Origin of the sequence: Bradyrhizobium sp. CCGB01, from assembly GCF_024199795.1 — a bacterium.
Lineage (GTDB): Bacteria > Pseudomonadota > Alphaproteobacteria > Rhizobiales > Xanthobacteraceae > Bradyrhizobium.
The window spans coordinates 7,656,390-7,675,554 of record NZ_JANADK010000001.1 but is presented as its reverse complement, the minus strand read 5'-3'; the positions used below and the strand labels follow the sequence as shown (position 1 = coordinate 7,675,554).

12 protein-coding genes are annotated in these 19,165 nt (G+C 64.9%); 5 read left to right on the top strand and 7 right to left on the bottom strand.

The annotated features are described in order from the left end of the window. Positions 1-118: 118 nt before the first annotated feature. The 4 genes from NLM25_RS44195 to NLM25_RS36110 form a co-directional block, all read right to left on the bottom strand. Positions 119-1,309, bottom strand: a complete 1,191-nt coding sequence (locus NLM25_RS44195) for a DUF418 domain-containing protein (RefSeq protein WP_254140066.1) — start codon at positions 1,307-1,309, stop codon at positions 119-121. An 8-nt stretch (positions 1,310-1,317) separates the two neighbouring features. Next, the gene (locus NLM25_RS36120; protein WP_254140065.1) at positions 1,318-2,766 is read right to left on the bottom strand and encodes an MmgE/PrpD family protein; all 1,449 of its coding nucleotides are present in this window, start codon (positions 2,764-2,766) and stop codon (positions 1,318-1,320) included. Between the two features lie 278 nt (positions 2,767-3,044). Then, positions 3,045-4,397 carry a malonyl-CoA decarboxylase gene (locus tag NLM25_RS36115; RefSeq protein ID WP_254140064.1) on the bottom strand — a complete coding sequence of 451 codons (1,353 nt, stop codon included), beginning with the start codon at positions 4,395-4,397 and terminating at the stop codon, positions 3,045-3,047. Positions 4,398-4,712: 315 nt separating this feature from the next. After that, positions 4,713-5,513 (bottom strand): helix-turn-helix transcriptional regulator, encoded by an 801-nt coding sequence (locus NLM25_RS36110; RefSeq protein ID WP_254140063.1) that lies wholly within the window; start codon positions 5,511-5,513, stop codon positions 4,713-4,715. A 60-nt stretch (positions 5,514-5,573) separates the two neighbouring features. On the opposite strand from NLM25_RS36110, the gene NLM25_RS36105 reads away from it, so the two are divergent. Then, positions 5,574-6,746: an MFS transporter gene (locus tag NLM25_RS36105; protein ID WP_254122614.1), complete on the top strand. Its 1,173-nt coding sequence runs from the start codon at positions 5,574-5,576 to the stop codon at positions 6,744-6,746. A gap of 367 nt (positions 6,747-7,113) precedes the next feature. Continuing rightward, positions 7,114-9,381 (top strand): cation:proton antiporter, encoded by a 2,268-nt coding sequence (locus NLM25_RS36100; protein ID WP_254140062.1) that lies wholly within the window; start codon positions 7,114-7,116, stop codon positions 9,379-9,381. On the opposite strand, the gene NLM25_RS36095 is transcribed toward NLM25_RS36100, so the two are convergent. Both NLM25_RS36095 and NLM25_RS36090 read right to left on the bottom strand, forming a co-directional pair. Further along, positions 9,378-12,530 carry an efflux RND transporter permease subunit gene (locus NLM25_RS36095; RefSeq protein ID WP_254140061.1) on the bottom strand — a complete coding sequence of 1,051 codons (3,153 nt, stop codon included), beginning with the start codon at positions 12,528-12,530 and terminating at the stop codon, positions 9,378-9,380. The two genes, NLM25_RS36100 and NLM25_RS36095, sit on opposite strands and share 4 nt — an antisense overlap. Before the next feature lie 13 nt (positions 12,531-12,543). After that, positions 12,544-13,737: an efflux RND transporter periplasmic adaptor subunit gene (locus NLM25_RS36090; RefSeq protein WP_254140060.1), complete on the bottom strand. Its 1,194-nt coding sequence runs from the start codon at positions 13,735-13,737 to the stop codon at positions 12,544-12,546. A gap of 233 nt (positions 13,738-13,970) precedes the next feature. On the opposite strand from NLM25_RS36090, the gene NLM25_RS36085 reads away from it, so the two are divergent. From NLM25_RS36085 to NLM25_RS36075, 3 genes are all read left to right on the top strand, one after another. Then, positions 13,971-14,762, top strand: a complete 792-nt coding sequence (locus NLM25_RS36085; protein ID WP_254140059.1) for an ABC transporter substrate-binding protein — start codon at positions 13,971-13,973, stop codon at positions 14,760-14,762. 188 nt (positions 14,763-14,950) lie between these two features. Further along, complete coding sequence (locus tag NLM25_RS36080) at positions 14,951-16,669, top strand: phospholipase C (RefSeq protein ID WP_254140058.1); 1,719 nt, start codon at positions 14,951-14,953, stop codon at positions 16,667-16,669. 17 nt (positions 16,670-16,686) lie between these two features. Further along, complete coding sequence (locus tag NLM25_RS36075) at positions 16,687-18,030, top strand: cytochrome-c peroxidase (RefSeq protein WP_254140057.1); 1,344 nt, start codon at positions 16,687-16,689, stop codon at positions 18,028-18,030. Positions 18,031-18,055: 25 nt separating this feature from the next. Here the strand turns inward: NLM25_RS36075 and NLM25_RS36070 are convergent, their stop codons facing one another. Then, positions 18,056-19,129 carry a hypothetical protein gene (locus NLM25_RS36070; protein WP_254140056.1) on the bottom strand — a complete coding sequence of 358 codons (1,074 nt, stop codon included), beginning with the start codon at positions 19,127-19,129 and terminating at the stop codon, positions 18,056-18,058. Positions 19,130-19,165: the final 36 nt, after the last annotated feature.

The following is a 19,165-nucleotide window of genomic DNA, read 5'->3' as shown; positions in this document are numbered from 1 at the left end:
GCGACGGCCGCGCCACTTGCTCCGTTGTCGTCCCCGCGAACGCGGGGACCCATAACCACAGGGAGAGGTGACGGCGCGAGCTGGTCACTCCGAGTCTTCGCCAAACCCACGCCTGTGGTTATGGGTCCCGGATCTGCGCTTCGCTTGTCCGGGACGACAGTTGAGTACGCATCGCGGCCCCCCGTGACAGCACCATCGGCTGCCGCACGCCATACATCAGCGTGCGCCACAGCCATTCGAGCGGACCGTATCGGAAGTGGCGCAGCCACCATGCGCTAAACAGCACCTGTCCGGTGTAGACGGCGATGCCGATGGCGAGGGCCGGGGTGATGCCAAGCCGCCCAAACAGGCCAAGGCCGTAGCCGTAAAAGATCCAGCCGAAGATGAGGGATTGCGCGACGTAGTTCGTGAAGGCCATCCGTCCCAGCGGCGCGGCCCAGCCGAGCAGCCTCTTGCCGCGCTCGAAACGGGCGATGCCGAGGATGGCGGCACCATAGCCCATGGCCAGCAGGATGGTGCCGAGCGGCTCGATGCCACGATAAAGCAAGGTCGCGCCGAGGCCGATCGCGGGGAGCGCGATGACGAGCAGTCCGCTGGTATTTTGCACAATGCCGCTACGCCAGGCCAGCGCGCCGACAAGAAACAGCCCGATCGTGCGCAGGAAGATGAATGCGTGCAGGGAGGCGATGAGGGGAATTTCGCGCAGGCGAAACGCCAACACATCGACGAAGCCGCCAGTCGCATAGATGCGATTGGCATCCATGACGTCCTGCCAGATCGCGGCCCTGCTCGGAAACAATCCAGCCGGCGGAAAGGCCTGCATCGCCAGGTACAGCGCCAGAAACACCAGCGCGGCGAGAGCGAGCAGCCAGCGCGGGCCAAACAGGAGCGGCAGCACGATGAACCCCGCTAGCGCATATTCGGTGAGGATGTCGCCGTTCCAGATCAGACACAGGTGAATGACACCGAACACCAGCAGCACGGCGAGCCGGCGCACGAGCAGCGCGGCGCGGCGCTCGCTGGTCGCGAGCCGGTCGAATTGAATGGCAAGACCTGCGCCGAACAGCAACGAAAACAGCGCAAACGCTTTGAGCTCGACGGCCTGTGTCAGGATCGTTTCGATGACACGATCGACCGGCGATGCGTGCGTCTTGGGACCAAGAAACTGTTCGAAGATCGAAACGCGAAATTCCATGACGAGATTGATGGCCATGACGCCGAGCAGGGCGATGCCGCGCAGAATGTCGATGGCATCGATCCGCTCCGCGGAGGGCGTCGGCCCGGGGACTGCGGCGTTATTGGACGTCACGGTAGAATTCACGCCCGCTGCAGCAACGGCCGCAGCGTACGAATATCCGTCACCGCCTCGATCTCATAGACCGACTTAATCAACTGCTCCGACTTCTCCCGCCCGACCACCGGCGCGATCAGGTCGCGCGCCTTGTCGATGACCTCTTCGCGCGTCATCGGGTTGCGCGGGGTGCCGCGCACGGCGGTGATGCGCTCGGAGAGGCGGCTGCCGTCGGTAAGCTCGATCTCGACGATGGCGACGCGCACCGGCAGCAGTTTGGCGAGCTCCTCGTCGCGCACCAAATTCACCTTGGCGCGCTCCTTCAAGACCGCCGCGTCCCGCATGCGTGGCTTGTCATGCGCGGCGTGAAAAGACGCGGTCTTGTCGAGCAGCATCACGGCGACCATGTGCTGGAGGCAGATGTCGGGGATGTCGCGGTTGTCCACGACCTCGGCGACCGATGGCGCAAGACGCACCGTCACCTGCTTGACTTGCTCCGCCTCGAAGGCCCGCTTGCTGCGGATCGTATAGATCGCGTCGAGCGGTCCCTGGATCGGCGATCCCACCGTCCATTTCTTGATGTCGGTGCCCGCGATTTCGTAGCGCTCGCCGAGCTTGTCCACGAGTTTTGCGGTCGCCGCCTTGGGCGAATACGCCAGGAAGTAATTGTCCGGCCCCGAGAAGACGTCGTCGACGCCGTTCCAGTCCGAGCGCACCAGGAGCGCCGAGGTGACGCCGTTGCGGGCCGGCATGCCGGCGAACACAAATCCCTTCTCGATGTGGTCGACGTCGCGCCGCCACACGATGAAGCCGGAGGATTGCTGTGCGGCATAGTCGAGCACCCAGCGCATCCGGCGCGCGTCGAAGCCGGCGACGCAGGCGGCTGCCGCGGAGGCGCAGAACGTGCCGGAAATGCTGTGCGTGCTCAGCACGCTCTCATAGCTGAAATCGGCGCCGCCCATCGCCATCACCACACGCGTGCCGACGTCGTAGCCGAGCGTCACCGCGCGCAGGAGATGCGCGCCGTCGATGCCGAGGTGCTCGCCAAGCGCAAGTGCGGCAGGAACGGTCGAGGATCCCGGATGCGACCGCGACGGGCTGTGGGAATCGTCGGTTTCGTCGGCATGCGCCATGACGCCGTTGGCAAGTGCGGCCTCGACCGGCGATGCCGTGAGCGTCGTACCGGCGACGGTGCCCGTTCCCTGCGTGGCATTGGCGCGGATGTAGCGCTGCGCGGCCTGACCGGGCGGCAGCTCAGACCCCGATATCATCGAGGCCAGCGTGTCGAGGATGTGGTGCTTTGCGTGTTCGGCGATCTCGGGCGGAAGTGCGCGGGCCTTGGCGGCACTCATGTAATCGCACAGCGCCGTCATCTCGGGCCCTGAAGGAGGGCCCTCCGCGAAACTGCGTGCAGGCGTGAGGGCGAGGCTGGTTGCCGCCGCGGCGGTCAGGCCGAGAAAGTGGCGTCGTTTCATGGTGTCCCGTCTTTGGTGCAGGAACTGATGAAACGGATAGCGCCTGGGATGGGCGGGTGTCCAGTGGCCGTCTTTCAGCAGCTTGTTTGTGGTGCGACGCGATGGCCACGCCAACAACGGTGTCGTCCCCGCGAAGGCGGGGACCCATAACCCCAGGAAGGAGTCGTGATGCGACGAGGCAACTCCGAGTCCCCGTAACCACGTCTTCCTGTGGTTATGGGTCCCGGATCTGCGCTCCGCTTCGCTGCGCTTGTCCGGGACGACAGCCGAGGTTGTCGCTACGACAACCGCATGTCCAGTAACCGTCGTCCTTCGCCCTTCAACAGCTTCTTCACTGCGCTCGAGGCCACGACCTCGCCATCATTGGCGTAGGCTTCGTGGTTCTTCTCGATGTCGTCGAAGCGGTAGAGGTAGTTGACCATGACGCCGGCGGACTCGCGCACGCCCTTCGGCGAGAGATCCCCTAACCAGTTGATGCGCTCGAGCCGGGCGCCGTTGCCGAGATGGAAGCGGGCGACGGAATCGATCAGCTTGCCCTTCGGCGTGCGGGCCTTGAGGAAATAGTAGGCCGCGAGCGGGTCGATCACGCTGCGCAGCAGCGTGGTCGTCTCGGGGTTCTCGAACCATTTGGGATCGTCGAGGCGCTTGAGGATCTCGCGGTCCTCATCGGACAGCGGCAGGTCCTTGTCCTGCTTGACCCACTGCATGAAGCCCGGCACCGGCGACAGCGTCACGAAGGTGTCGAGCTTCGGCGTCTCGCGGCGCAGCTCTTCGACCACCTGCTTGATCAGGAAGCTGCCGAAGGAGATGCCGCCAAGGCCGCGCTGGGTGTTGGAGATCGAGTAGAACACCGCGGTGCGCGCGCGTTCGATCGGCAGATGCTGGCGGTCGACCGCGAGCAGCGGTGCAATCGCGCCGGGGATCGTCTCGGTCAGTGCCACCTCGACGAAGATCAGCGGCTCGTCCACCATGGCGGGATGGAAAAAGGCGTAGCAGCGTCGGTCGACCGGATCGATGCGGCGGCGCAGATCGTCCCAATCGCTGATCTCGTGCACGGCTTCGTAACGGATGATCTTTTCGAGGATGTTGGCCGGGGTCGACCAGTCAATCCGGCGCAGCACGAGAAACCCCCTGTTGAACCACGAAGAGAGAAGATGCGAGACGTCGCGATCGAGCGCGGCGAGATCGGTGTGACCGTTCATCATGCCGAGCAGATCGGCGCGCATGCTGACGAGATCGCCGGTGCCGCCCGGCGCGCGGTTGAGGCGGCGGATCAGCTCCTGCCGGCGCGGCTCGGAGGCGAAGTGCAGGGAGCTCGCGTCCTCGTCGCTGGGCTTGGCGCGCCATTTCTCGATCGCCCTGGACAGGCGTTCCCGGTCGGGACCGAAATCGCGCACCAGTGCTTCGAAGAAAGCGCGGCGTCCCGTCGCATCCAGCTCCTGGTAGATGTCGAGCACCTCACGCGCCATGGCGGTGCCCGAAGCTTCGCCCCGGCCCGACAACAAGGCGCCGCAGAGCTCGATCAGCCCGTCGGCATCCTGCTTGGTGTCGGCCGAATTCCCGCGTCGAAGCAGCGTGCGGCCGCGTTCGGAGATGGTGGCGAGCAGGTCGGAGAAGTAGGCGTTGGCCATCGGAGCTTTTCGATTTCGGTTTGTGCGCTGCGGAAGCTTACACGGGATTTAGGTGAAAGCCGATCACAATCAAGCAGGGGAATGCGGCATCTTTAGTTGGGCCGTGCATTGCAAGAATGCCGTCATGCCGTTGAATGCGGACAATGTCACCGAGGGCACCGCTGCCGTAGGGTGGGCAAAGGCGCACTTGCGCCGTGCCCACCATCTCTCTCGACGACAGCGAAAGAGGTGGGCACGCTTCCGCCTTCGCTCTTCGAGCTACGGCGGACAAGTCGCTTTGCCCACCCTACGATTTCTTGCGGCTTGGCGGCGACCTCACCCCTTCCCCGCAAACTCCGTCGGCGTCCGGCCCGTCACCTGCCGGAACGCGGCCGAGAACGCCGACACGCTGGCATAGCCGAGCTGGGTCGCGAGCTGCTTCATCGACACATTGGTGTCCGTCGACAACCGCCGGATCGCTGCCGCGATCCGCGCGCGCTGGCACCAGCTCTTGAAGCTCAGCTGCGTCTCCGTTGAGAACAGCCGCGACAGCGTGCGCGCGGAGGTTCCGACCTCGCGCGCCAGCGTGTCGATGTCGTGCAGGCCGGTGGGGTCGTCGAGCACGATCATCGCGGCGCGGCGGCAGCGCGGCTCGTGCGGCAGCGGCACGAAGGTCGCGGAATCCTCGGCCTGGTGCAATTCCAGCATCACCAGACGGACCAGCAGCTCGGTGCGCTCTTCCGTATTGCGCGCGTCGAACAGCGCGAGGATCGCCTGATTGAGCAGTGGCGATACCCGCACCACGAATTCCCTGGTCAGGCCCTCATAGCGCTTTTGGCGCTTGAGCCAGGACAGGTCGAAATACAGCGTGCGCATCTCGATGTCGGCGAGCAGGTCGAGGGCGTGCTCGAGCCCGGCGGGCACCCAGACCGCACGGTCCGGCGGCACCAGCCAGCGTCCCCCGGGCGTCGTCACCTGCATGGTGCCCTTGGCCGCATAGATCAGCTGCGCCTCGCGGTGCATGTGCGGATCGATCCGCATGCCCTTGGGATAGTCGCGGGCGACCAGGTGCACGCCCGCGGGCGAGCGATGATTGCTCCGGACCTCCCGCAGGATTGGCGTTTCCAAGACAGTCATTGGCGGCATCCCGTCATGGCCAAGACATATAACCCATTTCGGAGCAGGAGAGGATTCGGAATGAACAGTCCCAGCCGGGTGATCAGTTTCGTCAACGCAGGCCATTTCATCGACCATTATTCGATGCTGATCTTCGCCGCCGCGGTGATCATCATGGGGCCCGCGCTCGGCATGGCCTATTCGGAGCTCCTGCCCTATGCGACCCCGGGCTTCGTCGCGTTCGGCGCGGGCTCGCTGCTCACCGGCTGGCTCGGGGACCGCTGGAGCCGCCGCCACATGATGCTGATCTTCTTCGTCGGCATTGGCCTCTCCATGATCTCGGTCGGCTTCGTGCAGACCCCGGCGCAGCTCGGTGCCGCGCTGCTGGCCATCGGCATCTTTGCCTCGATCTACCATCCCGTCGGCACCGCGATGATCGTGTCCTATGCCGACAGGCTGGGCCGCGAGATGGGCATCAACGGCGTCTGGGGCAATCTCGGTGTCGCCTCGTCCGCGCTGGTCACCGGCGTCATCGGCCAGTATTTTGGATGGCGCTTTGCCTTCATCATTCCGGGCATCGTGACGATCCTGATCGGCATCGCCTTCGCGATGATGGTCGTGCACGAGGACCGCAAGGGCTCGAAGCAGGCGGCCGCCCAGGCGCGTGTCGCCAAGCAGGACATGTGGCGGGTGATCCTGTCGCTGCTGATCGTCGTGATCGCGATCTCGACCACGTTCAACGCCGTCACCGTGGCGCTGCCAAAGCTGTTCGCGGAACGGCTCGCCGATCTCACCAAAAGCCCGGCGCTGCTCGGCGTCATCGCGGCTTGCGTCTACGTGTTCGGCGCGATGACGCAGTACACGATCGGCCGGCTGCTCGACCGCTATTCGCTGAAGACGGTGGCGCTGCCGCTGTCCTTCATGCTGGCGCCGTTCCTGTATCTGGCCGCGAGCCTGTCCAATCTGCCGCTGATCCTGGTCTCGATCGGCATCGTCATGGGCGCGTTCGGGCAGGTCACGGTCAACGACGCCATGGTCGGCAAATACACCAGCGAGGAATGGCGCTCGCGCGCCTATGCCGTGCGCTATTTCATCGGCTTCACCGCCGCCGGTGCCTCCGTCGGCCTGGTCGCATGGCTCTACGAGCAGGGCGGCTTCGTCACCATGCTGCATGCGTTCGCCGCGCTCTGCCTGCTGGCGATCGCCGCCGCGATCATCCTGCCGCGCGAGATCAGGTCGCCGCAGGCGGCCTAGGCTCTCTGCCCGTCATTGCGAGGAGCGTAGCGACGAAGCAATCCAGGCTACCTCCGCGGAGGGACTCTGGATTGCTTCGCTTCGTTCGCATTGACCGAGAAGCTCGCAATGACGGGGGATGAGGAGGCAGGCCACGCATGCCACCCATGATGCCATTATGCCGGTGTTTTGCCCGACGGAGCAAATAGATTCGGTAAGGCCGAAATTTTCTCGAGCTTTTTCAACGCCATCGCTACTGTGCATGGGGTTGTTTTCGAGCTTTTTGTTTTCGTCCCCCGCTGCAAGCCGCGGGAACCCGCTCCACCTCCCGCGGGTTCTATCCCCGTGGCCCCGTCACCGGGGCAAGTGAAGGGGGAAAGACACCTGCATGCAGTGGAGCCTGCTCCGACCGGTCGGCCTTGTCCCCGCGGCGCTTGTCCTCACCACCATTGCGGCCGGCGCCGAGGGCGGCAAATCGGCCGGTCCCTCGGAATTCCTGCTGGTCGCGCAGATCGTGCTGCTGATCGCCGTCGGTCGCGGCCTCGGCGAGATCATGCAACGGATCGGCCAACCCTCGGTGATCGGCGAGCTGCTCGCCGGCATCATCCTGGGGCCGTCGCTGTTCGGCTGGATCTGGCCGGAGGCGCAGCACGCCATCTTCCCGAAGACTCCCGAGCAGAAGGCGATGATCGACGGCATCGCCCAGTTCGGCATCCTGCTGCTGTTGCTGCTGACCGGCATGGAGACCGATCTCAAGCTGGTCAGGAAGGTCGGCAAGGCGGCGATCGCGATCTCGATCGCCGGCATCCTCGTGCCCTTTGCCTGCGGTTTTGCGCTCGGCGAGTTCCTGCCTGATGCGCTGCTGCCCAATCCGCAAGAACGCCTCGTGGCGTCGCTGTTCATGGGCACGGCGCTGTCGATCTCCTCGGTGAAGATCGTCGCCGTGGTCGTGCGCGAGATGAATTTCATGCGCCGCAATGTCGGCCAGATCATCGTCGCGACCGCCGTCATCGACGACACCATCGGCTGGATCATCATCGCGGTCATCTTCAGCCTGGCCTCGCATGGGACGCTGGATATCGCCTCGGTGGCGAAGGCGGTGCTCGGCACGCTCGCGTTCCTTGCCGTCAGCTTCACCATCGGCCGCAGGCTGGTGTTTCAGCTCATCCGCTGGGCCAACGACAATCTCGTCAGCACTGCGCCCGTCATCACGGTGATCCTGCTGCTGATGTCCGTCATGGCGCTGATCACGCATCTGATCGGCGTGCATACCGTGCTCGGCGCCTTCGTCGCCGGCATCCTGGTCGGCGAATCCCCGATCCTGACGAAGCAGATCGACGAGCGCCTGCGCGGCCTGATCTCGAGCTTCTTCATGCCGGTGTTCTTCGGCCTTGCAGGCCTCAGCGCCGATCTCTCGGTGCTTCGCGATCCCAATCTCCTGATGCTCACCGGCCTGGTGGTCGTGATCGCCAGCGTCGGCAAGTTCGGTGGCGCCTTCGTCGGCGGCACCGTAGGTGGCCTGAACACGCGGGAATCGCTGGCGCTCGCGAGCGGAATGAATGCGCGTGGCTCCACCGAGGTGATCATCGCGACCATCGGCCTGTCCATCGGCGTGCTCAGCCAGAACCTGTTCACGATGATCGTGACGATGGCGATCGTGACGACGATGGCGATGCCGCCGATGCTGCGCGCGGCGCTGGCAAGGCTGCCGATGAACAAGGAGGAGAAGGAGCGCCTGGAGCGGGAGGAATTCGAGAAGCGCGGTTTCATCGCCAATCTCGAGCGTCCCTTGCTGGCGGTGGACGAAAGCGTCAACGCCACTTTCGCCGCGCATGTCGCCGGCCAGATCGCCGGCATGCGCGGCCTGCCGATCACCGTGCTGCATATCGGCAGGCGCGCGGAAGAGCAGGAGAAGGGCCGCGACGAGGAGGAGAGCCACGAAGCCGTGGTGAAGAAGGCCGCCGAAACCGTGTCCGCCCACGGCGAAGGCAACGCCGGCAGCATTGATGTCGTCACCCGGGCGGGGCGCGCGGAGCTCGGCGAGACGATCGCCGAGGAAGCGCGGAAGGGTTTTGATCTGCTCGTCGTCGGCGTCGACAAGGTTACTGCCGCCAAGGATCGCTTCGATCGCAAGATCGAGGACATCGCCGCAACGTTCGAAGGACCGCTTGCGATCGTCGCAGCCAAGGGCAAGCATCTGAAGCAGCCGATGCCCGACGCGCTCAACATCCTCGTTCCGGTCTCCGGCAGCGGCGTCTCCAAGCGCGGCGCCGAGGTCGCGGTCGCGCTGGCGCAGGCCGGATCGGGCTCGCTCCGGGTGATCTATGTCGCGACGACGCGCGACAAGGGCGCGCAGCGCAGCCCGTCCCGCGGGCTGAGCCGGGAGGATGGCGTCCTCAAGGACACCAGCGATCTCGCCGCCCGCTACGACGTCGACATCACCACGACACTGCGCGTGAACCGGGCGCCGGAGGCGGCGATCCTGCGCGAGATCGGCGCCACCGATATCGATCTCGTGGTCATGGGCGTCGACCGCATCCAGGGCGACCATCTGTCCTTCGGCGGCGTTGCCGACGCCGTGTTGCGGCAGTCGAAGGTCTCGGTGCTGCTGGTGTCGAGCGGCGAGGCGCGGCAGGCGCCGGCGGAGAAGGCCTAGGACTTCGCTTCCACCGCCGGTTGGGCCTTCGCCTTCTTCGACGCGCGCCAGTTCTCGAACCGCTGCACCACCACGAAGAAGGCCGGCACGAACAGCACGGCGAGGCAGGTCGAGGCCAGCATGCCCGAGAACACCGTGATGCCGATCGACTTGCGCGCGCTGGCGCCGGCGCCGGTCGCGACCACCAGCGGCACCACGCCGAGGATGAAGGCGAACGAGGTCATCAGGATCGGCCGGAAGCGGGCGCGCGCCGCCTCGATCGCGGATTCCAGCACCGGCTTGCCGTCGCGGTTGTGCAACTCGAGCCCGACCTCGACGATCAGGATGGCGTTCTTGGCCGACAGCGCGATCAGGAGGATCAGGCCGATCTGGCAATAGAGGTTGTTGTCGATGTTGAGGCCGTTGAGAACCAGCATGGGCCCGATCAGCGACAGCGGCACCGCGAGGATCACCGAGATCGGCGCGTACCAGCTCTCGTACTGGCCGGCGAGCACGAGATAGACCAGCAGCATGGCGAGGCCGAACACCCAGTAGATCTGGTTCGAGACCGCCTTCTCCTGATAGGACATCGCGGTCCACTCATAGCCCGTGCCCGGCGGCAGCGTCTTGTCCGCGATCTCCTCCATCAGCTTCAGCGACTGCCCCGAGGAATAGCCCTGCGCCGGCAGGCCGATGATGGTCGAGGATGGATAGAGATTGTAGAGGCTGATCAGCGACGGGCCCGTGGCCGGCGTGATCGTCGCGACGGTGCCGATCGGGATCATGTCGCCGTTGGAGTTGCGGACCTGCATGTTGGCGATGTCGCGCTCGGTGACGCGGAACGCGGGATCGGCCTGGGTATAGACCTGGAACACGCGGCCGAACTTGTTGAACTGGTTGACGTAGGACGAGCCGAGATAGGTCGAGAGCGCCGCGAACACCTGATCGGTGGTGACGTGCAGCGTCTGGGTCTTGATGCGGTCGATCTCGACGTCGAATTGCGGCACCGACGAGCGGAACGAGGACTGCACGCGCTGCAGCGCGCTCTGGCTCTGGGCGTTGGAGACCATCGCGCCGGTGATGGCCTGGAGCTTGGCGAAATCGCTGTTGCCGTCGCGCAGCTCGACCTGCATCGAGAACCCGGCGGCGTTGCCGATGCCCTGGATCGGCGGCGGCGGCAGCACCAGCGTGCGCGCCTCCATGATGGTCGCGACCTTGTCGTTCAGCCCGTACACCAGCGAGCGCAAATCCTCGCCTTTGCCGCGGGCTCCCCAGTCCTTCAGGATGATGTAGGCGACGCCGGCATTGGCAAGGCTGGCACTGTTGTCGAGCGCGGAGATGCCGGCGATGGTGATGACCTGTTCGACGCCCGGCGTGTCCTTGATGATATCGGCGGCCCTGTCGAGCACCTTCTGGGTCCGCTCCAGCGAGGCACCGTCGGGCAACTGCACCGCGGCGATCAGATAGCCCTGGTCCTCGATCGGCAGGAAGCCGGTCGGCACCCGCGACAGGCCGTAGCCGCCGATCCCGATCAGCACCAGTGCCAATGCGACCGAGATCGTGCTGTTCCTGCACAGCACGCCAATGAGCCGCGTGTAGCCCCGCTCGACCCGGTTATAGACGGCGTTGAAGCCGCGGTAGAAGAAATTGCGCTGCTCCGGCGGCACCGTCGGCCGCAGCCAGAGCGCGCATTGCGTCGGCTTCAGCGTGGCCGCGTTGATGGCGGACAGAAGCGCGGTCGCCGCGATCACCAGCGCGAATTGCGAATAGATCCGTCCCGTCAGGCCGGCGAGGAACGAGGCCGGCAGGAACACCGAGATCAGCACCAGGGTGATGCCAACGATCGGCGCGAACAGCTGGTCCATCGCCCTGATCGCGGCGTCGTGGCCGTTCATGCCCTGCTCGATATTGTGCGCGGCGCCCTCGACCACGACGATGGCGTCGTCGACGACGATGCCGATCGCGAGCACAATCGCGAACAGCGTCGACATGTTGATGGTGAAGCCGAGCGCCGCCATCGCCGCGAACGCGCCGATGATGGTCACAGGCACGGTGGTTGCCGGCACCAGCATCGCGCGCCAGTCCTGCAGGAACACCAGGATCACGACCAGCACCAGCAGGCCGGCTTCGATCAGCGTCATGTAGACCTCGTGCACCGAGGCCTCCACGAACTTGGTGGTGTCGAACGGCGTGTCGTATTTGATGCCTTGCGGGAAGCGCTTGGCGAGCTCCGTCATCTTCTTCTCGACGGCCTGCTCGACCTGGAGTGCGTTGGCGCCGGGCGACTGGAATACGCCGATGCCGGTGGCCGGCTGCTTGTTCAGCGAGAAGATCTGGCTGTAGGTCTGTGCGCCCAGTTCGACCCAGCCGACGTCGCGCACCCGCGTGACGTCGCCGCTGGTGCCCGTTTTGACGATGATGTTCTCGAACTGGGTGGCGTCGTCGAGCCGGCCGTTGACGTTGAGCGTGTACTGGAACGCCTGGCCCGGCGGCGTCGGCGGCGCGCCGACCTGGCCGGCGGAGACCTGCTGGCTCTGCTGCTGGATCGCGTTGATGACGTCCTGCGGCACGAGGTTGCGCACTAGCAGCTTGTTCGGATCGAGCCACACCCGCATCGAATACTGGCCGGCGCCGAACACCGTGACGTTGCCGACGCCGGGCAGGCGCGAGAGCTCGTCGCGGATGTTGATGGTGGCGTAGTTGCTTAAATAGAGGCTGTCGAACGTCTTGTCCGGCGAGGTCAGCGTGACGAACAGCAGGATCGAAGTCGACCGCTTCTGCACGGTGACGCCCTGGTTCTGCACCGCGCTCGGCAATTGCGACAGCGCGCTGGAGACGCGGTTCTGCACCAGCACCTGCGCGAAGTTGAGGTCGGTGCCGATCTTGAAGGTCACGGTCAGCGTATAGGTGCCGTCGGAGCCGCTGTAGGACTGCATGTAGAGCATGTCCTCGACGCCGTTGACCTGCTGCTCGATCGGCAGCGCCACGGTGTCGATCACGGTCTTGGCGCTGGCGCCGGGATAGCGCGTGGTGACCTGCACCGTCGGCGGCACCACGTCGGGGTATTGCGCGATCGCGAGGTTGAACAGCGCGACGCCGCCGATCAGGATCATCAGGAGCGCGATGACGTTCGAGAGGACCGGCCGCTCGATGAAGAATTTTGAGATCATGGCTGGCAGCCCTTCACTTGGCCGACGCCTGCGGCTGACCGATCTTCGTCAGTTGCGGGTCGATCTTCTGGCCCGGGATCACGCGCAGCAGCCCCGCGGTGACCACGCGGTCGTCCGGCTTCAGTCCGCTTTCGACCACGCGCAGGCCGTTGTCGACAGGGCCGATCTGCACCTTGCGCTGCTCGACGACGTTGTCGCTGTTCACGACGAGAAGATAGCGGCCGCCCTGGTCGCTGCCGAGCGCGGTGTCGGGGACGAGGAGGGCGTTCTTCTCCTGGTCGAAGGGCACGCGGACGCGGACGAAATAGCCGGGCAGCAGCACCCGTTTGTCGTTGGGCACCACGCCGCGCACCGCGAGCGTGCCGGTCGATGAATTGAGGGTCGGCGAGACGTAGTCGAGGTGGCCTTGATGCGGATAGCCGGTCTCGGTCTGGAGGCCCACCTGGATCGGCAACTGCTTGAGGTCGGCGACGGTCAGCCCGCGGCGGGCCGCTTCGGCCCGGATGCGCAGGACGTCCTGCTCGTTGACCGTGAAGTTCACCCAGATCGGGTCCAGCGCCACGATGGTCGCGAGCTGGGTCGGGGAGGAGAAGCCGACGAGCTCGCCGACCGAGACCAGGTGCGCGCTGACGATGCCGTCGAACGGCGCGGTCACGTTGGTGTAGCCGTAATTGACTTCGGCGAGCCTCGTATTGACCTGGGCCTGCTGGAGACTGGCCTGAGCGTTGTCGCGGGTCGATGTCGATGTGTCGAGGGTGGACTGCGAGACCACCTGGCGCTGCACCAGATCGGTCTGTCGCCTGAAATCGGCTTCGGCCTGCTTCAGCGTCGCCTGCGCGCCGACCTCGGCGGCCTTCGCCTGCTCGAGCTTGAGCTTGTAGGTCTCAGGCTCGATCAAGAACAGCTGGGTACCCTGCTTGACGAAGCTGCCGTCCTGGTAGTCGATCGATTGCAGAAAGCCCTGCACGCGCGCGACGAGATCGACGCTCTTGATCGGCGCGGTGTTGCCGGTGGCCTCGACATAGCGGGTCACCGCGCGCTCCACGGGCGTCGCGACGTCCACCTTCGGCGGCGGCGGCGCCACGAACGTGTTCTTGTCCTCGCAGCCGGCGAGCGCCACCACGACCACGGCTGCGGTCAGTACCCGCCCGATATGTCTCCACGCTCCGTTCCGTTGTGCGAGGTCAGCGGGATTCGCGCAGGTCATTCGGTGGCCCCCGATTATTGTCTGTCGGTGCGGCAGGCTATCAACAAATGCCCGGCCGTGGAACACCATAGCCATGGCGGTCGCCGGCCTTGCACTGCAAACGCCGCTGTGGCCTTTGACGGATTTGTCATGACAAACCGCTTTTCACCGAGCGCACGATCGGCCAGAATTGTGTCAAAGGCCGAGTGACGCAGCGCGAGGCATCGAAGAAGAAAAGGTGAGGAGAACATGACATGCCAACGCTCGTCCAATCGGCTCTTGCCGGTCTCGTTCTTGCGGCTTTGGTCGCCATGCCAGCGCTAGCCGATGGTTTGAAGGACGACATCGCGCCGACCGGCAAGCTGCGGGTCGCGATCGCGATCAGCCCCGCGGGCGGTGCGTTCTGGTCAACCAAGACCGAGGCGGGATACGCCGGCGTGCCGGTCGATCTCGGCAAGGAGATGGCCGCCCAGCTCGGCGTCCCCGTCGAATATGTCGTGCACCAGAACTCCGGGCAGATCACCGAAGCGGCCGGCAAGGGGACATGGGACGTCACCTGGCTCCCCAAGGACCCCGAGCGCGAGACCAGGATGATGTTCGGCCCGATCTACGAGGTCGCCGACGCCACCTACATCGTCAAACCGGGTTCGAACGTCACCAATTTCGCCACGCTCGACCAGGCGGGCATCAAGGTGGCGGCCGTCAACGCCACGACCACCATGCGTGGCGCCATCGCGCATCTGAAGAATGCGAAAGTCACGGGCTACCAAACCTATGACGAGATCTTCGGTTTGCTCAAAGCCGGCGAGATCGACGCCTTCGCGCTGTCGCGCGACCAGCTCAACAAGATGGCGCAGAAGATTCCCGGCACACGGGTGCTGGACGAGACGTTCAAGAAGACGCTGACGGCCGTCGCCGTGCCGCTCGGCCACAGCCAGGCATTGACCTTCGTCACCAAATTCATGACGGACGCGACGACCAACGGCACGCTGCGCAAGGCCTATGACAATAACGGCCTGAAGGACACGCCGATCCGGACTGAGTAACGGCGCGGAGTCTTGAGCTTGCGCCGCAGCCTCGTATCGCGTGCGGCTCGCGATCGATTCGGCCAGTGTGAGAAATCTTGTCTGATCAACTGCGCAAATTGTCCTGTGCGTCAAACTGACACGGCTCTGTCATCGCGCGCCGTTAATCTCCCGAAGGTCGGCGTCAATTCCTTCGGGGCAACAGAACAATGAGATCCAGATTTCTGACGACGGTCGCGTTTTTCGCGGCCGCGACGGCACTTGCGTGCAGCATTCCCGTCCACGCGGACGATTTCGGCCGGGACGGCGACCACGGGCGGGATCAGGACCGCGGTCATCACCGTCATCCGCATGACATCCACACCGAGACGCCGATCAAGCATCTCGTGATCATCTTCAACGAGAACCGCTCGTTCGACCATTACTTCGCGACCTATCCGAACGCGGCCAATCCGTCGGGCTCGATCCCGTTCGTGCCGAAGCCGCATACGCCGAAGGTGAACAACCTCGTCACGGCGAACCTGCTGGTCAACAATCCGAACAACAGCCCGGCCAACGGCACCGGCGCGACGGCCCCGTTCCGTCTCGACCGCACCCAGGCCAACACGCGCTCGCAGAATCATTCCTACACGCCCGAGCAGCAGGCCGTGGACAACGGCAAGGAAGATCTGTTCCCGAAATTCACCGGCCGCGGCACCGCCGGCGGCGCCGGCGCGTTCGGCACCAACGGCCAGGTCATGGGCTATTTCGACGGCAACACCGTCACGGCGTTCTGGAATTACGCCCAGCACTTCGCCATGAGCGACAATGCCTGGACCGACACCTTCGGCCCGTCGACGCCGGGCATGCTCGAGGTGATTTCCGGCCAGACCAACGGCGTGCAGAACATCGTCGGCACGTCATCGTCGATCGCCGACGGCCAGGGCGGCCTGACGCTGATCGGCGACACCGATCCGGGCAACGATCCCTGCTCGAGCACGACCAGCACCATCCTGATGGACGGCAAGAACATCGGCGACCTGCTCAACGCCGAGCACATCAGCTGGGGCAGCTTCATGGGCGGCTTCGACCTGACGCTCAAGAACGCCAACGGCACCACCGGCTGCGGCCGCAGCACCTTCTCGAGCAACGTCAACGGCACCGTCGTGGACTACATCCCGCATCACGCCTGGTTCCAGTACTACAAGTCGACCGCCAACCCGACCCACGCGCGTCCGAGCTCGGTGCGTGCGGTCGGCCATACCTATGATCTCAACGGCAAGGTCGATCCGGCCAACCACGGCTACGATGTCGAGGACTTCTACGCCGCGGTGAAGGCCGGCAATTTCCCCGCCGTCTCCTACATCAAGATGTCGGCCTACCAGGACGGTCACGCCGGCAACTCCGATCCGCTCGATGAGCAGGCCGGCAATGTCGAGCTGATCAACTTCCTCCAGAAGCAGCCGGAATGGCGTGAGACCGCCGTCATCATCACCTATGACGACTCCGACGGCTGGTACGATCACCAGTATGTCGCGCCGAAGAGCGCCTCGTATGACGCAACCGCGGATCAGGTCAACGGTCCGGGCCTTTGCGGCCTCGGTCCCAACAAGCAGCCTGCGCCGAAGGGCCTGGTTGGCAAGCCGGTGAACGGCCGCTGCGGTCCGGGCACGCGCATTCCCTTCATCGTGGTCTCGCCCTACGCCAAAACCAACCACGTGAGCAGCACCTACATCTCGCAGGCCTCCGTGGTGCGGTTCATCGAGGACAATTGGCTGCGCGGCCAGCGCCTCGGCGGCGGCTCGTTCGACGCCAGCGCCGGCTCGATCATCGACCTGTTCGATTTCGATCATGATCACAGCCACGACTACCGCACGGACGCGCTGTTCCTCGATCCGACCTCCGGCACGGTGATCACCAGCCCGCCGGACGAGCATCACCACCACTAGTCCAACGGGACGCTTTGATGAACAGCCGCACCATGTGGCTTCTCGGCGCCGGCCTGCTCTGTCTGGCCGGCGCCGTCTTTGCTGCCGGGGCGCAAGGACGCGCGGAGACAAACCAGCCGGGCATGAACCCGAATCCGGTTCGCCTCATGCGTCCGCCCGTCGCGCCGTTGTCTTCGATGGCGCAACTCGGCAAGGAAATCTTCTACGACGCCTCGCTGTCCTCGTCCGGCGCGCTCTCCTGCGCCTCCTGTCACAGCCCGGATCATGCCTACGGCCCGCCCAATGACGGGCCGGTGATGCTCGGCGGCGCCACCCTGTCGCGGCAAGGCGCGCGCGCGGTGCCGTCGCTGACCTATCTCGATCGCCATCCGAACTTCAGCATCGGCCCCGACAAGGGCGACGACGACAACATCGTCGATCTCGCGCAGATGGCCGCAATCGGCCAGCAAGCCGCGCGCACGACGAAGACCGCAGGCGGCACCGGCGCGTCGGCGAACATCGTGCCGCAAGGCGGCTTGTTCTGGGACGGCCGCGCCGACACGCTTCAGGACCAGGCGCTGTTTCCGCTGCTCGATCCCAACGAGATGGACGGCGGCAGCGACGAGATCGTCGCGGACAAGCTGCGCCACGTGCCTTACGCCAACCGCTTCGTCGAGCTGTTCGGCGCAGGTGTGATCAGAAATCAGCGGCTCCTGATCGCGGAGGCCATGTTTGCCGTCGCGCGCTATCAGGTCGAGGAGCCGAGCTTCCATCCCTACACCAGCAAGTACGACTACTGGCTCGAAGGCAAGGCGCGGCTGTCCGAAAGCGAGCTGCGCGGCCTGCAAGCCTTCAACGATCCTGACAAGGCCAATTGCGCCGGTTGCCACACCTCGGCGCCGACCCGCGACGGCCTGCCGCCGCTGTTCACCGATCACCAGTACGAGGCCCTCGGCGCGCCGCGCAATGCCGCGCTCGCCGGTAACCGCGACCCTGATCATTTCGATCTCGGCGTCTGCGGTCCGCACCGCACCGACATCCCCGAGCAGACGCAATATTGCGGCATGTTCCTGACGCCGACGCTGCGCAACACGGCGACGCGCCACGCCTTCTTCCACAACGGCGTCTTCCGCAGCCTCGAGCAGGTGCTCGATTTCTACAACTTTCGCGATACGAACCCGGAGAAAGTGTTTCCGCATGCCGCCGACGGCACGGTGCGGAAATACGATGACCTGCCGCAAAAATATCATGCCAATGTCGATGTCACCGATCCGCCGTTCGATCGTCACCCCGGCGACAAGCCGGCGATGACCGAGCAGGACGAGGCCGACATCATCGCATTCCTGAAAACCCTGACGGACGGCTACAAGGTGGAGAACTAGAAAGCTCGTCCAGCGGCGGTGGAGCCTAGCGCGGCTTGATCTCCGCGTACTTCGCCATCGCCTTCTCGAACTTCCGGTTGAACAGCCACATCGCGGCGAGGATCTCTCGGAAGCTTGCCGATGTTCTCGCCCGATCAGCCTGTCCGAATGCGAAGATGCTGTTGTTGCGCAGGTGCTTCATGATCGTGGGGCTGGACACCCTGTAGTTCAGGAGATCGCCCGATTTGAGCGCGGACCGCGTCGGGGTGGGAACGATCTGGATCAATTCGAACAGCTTCATCTGGTCGATCGGGTCGGGCAACGTCTTCACGATTCCCGGGATCTCCCGGAAGACATCCGCGTGCGCGTTCATCAGGCCGTCGCGCACGTTGGTCCAGTGGTTGAAGCGGTGATCGGTGCCGCGGGCGCGCGCCTCTTCCTTGTCGTCGCGCGCGTTCAGCCCCGGATCGGCTGCCGCGATTTCGGGCTTGATCGCCTCCCATTTCCTGCGGCCGTTGCGGTCCTCGGACGGTCCGGTCTGGAAGCTGCCCATGTAGGTGTTCGAACGTCCGTTGCGGACATTCTGCTTGCCGTTGGTCTCGGCGAAGAACAGCCCGAGGCTGATCCGGCCGGCAGCTTCGGCGTGAGCCGGTGCAAGCCCTTTGGCGCGCGCAATCGCGACGGCGAGATCGACGACGTCCTTGAACGGCGTCGCCGAGTCCTGCGCACCCGCGGGCGGCGCCTCCATGATGTCGAACAGTTTTGAATATTCGTCGATCAGCGGCTCGATGTCCGCGTCGAAATAGGCCGGTGGTATCTCGAACTTGTTGGGCCGGCCGATCCGCGACGGCATGGCGTCGGTGAGATCCTTGTAGCTGCTGATGACGGCAACACGCGCCAGATAAATTGCCTGTCCCGGCAGGTTCGGCAGCGGTTGCTTCGCTTCGATCTGGCGGCGCCGCTCGGCAAGGATGGATTTGAAATCGCCGAGCGCGCGGTCATAGGCGGCGAGTGCCTCCGCTTGCCGCGTCGCGAGCGGACCCTGCTGTCCGATCGCGGGCGCCATAACGAAGAAGGCAACAGCCGCGAAGGCTGCGATGGCAAGACATCTCGGTCCCATTGCCGGGTTCCCCAAGGACTGTCGACAAGGCTTGTC

Bases quoted from the DNA above. Each gene is read 5' to 3' on its own strand.
- NLM25_RS36110 (WP_254140063.1), bottom strand. From the start codon at position 5,513: ATGACTGTCTTGGAAACGCCAATCCTGCGGGAGGTCCGGAGCAATCAT.
- NLM25_RS36115 (WP_254140064.1), bottom strand. From the start codon at position 4,397: ATGGCCAACGCCTACTTCTCCGACCTGCTCGCCACCATCTCCGAACGC.
- NLM25_RS36100 (WP_254140062.1), top strand. From the start codon at position 7,114: ATGCAGTGGAGCCTGCTCCGACCGGTCGGCCTTGTCCCCGCGGCGCTT.
- NLM25_RS36080 (WP_254140058.1), top strand. From the start codon at position 14,951: ATGAGATCCAGATTTCTGACGACGGTCGCGTTTTTCGCGGCCGCGACG.
- NLM25_RS36095 (WP_254140061.1), bottom strand. From the start codon at position 12,530: ATGATCTCAAAATTCTTCATCGAGCGGCCGGTCCTCTCGAACGTCATC.
- NLM25_RS36075 (WP_254140057.1), top strand. From the start codon at position 16,687: ATGAACAGCCGCACCATGTGGCTTCTCGGCGCCGGCCTGCTCTGTCTG.
- NLM25_RS36070 (WP_254140056.1), bottom strand. From the start codon at position 19,129: ATGGGACCGAGATGTCTTGCCATCGCAGCCTTCGCGGCTGTTGCCTTC.
- NLM25_RS36105 (WP_254122614.1), top strand. From the start codon at position 5,574: ATGAACAGTCCCAGCCGGGTGATCAGTTTCGTCAACGCAGGCCATTTC.
- NLM25_RS36090 (WP_254140060.1), bottom strand. From the start codon at position 13,737: ATGACCTGCGCGAATCCCGCTGACCTCGCACAACGGAACGGAGCGTGG.
- NLM25_RS36085 (WP_254140059.1), top strand. From the start codon at position 13,971: ATGCCAACGCTCGTCCAATCGGCTCTTGCCGGTCTCGTTCTTGCGGCT.
- NLM25_RS36120 (WP_254140065.1), bottom strand. From the start codon at position 2,766: ATGAAACGACGCCACTTTCTCGGCCTGACCGCCGCGGCGGCAACCAGC.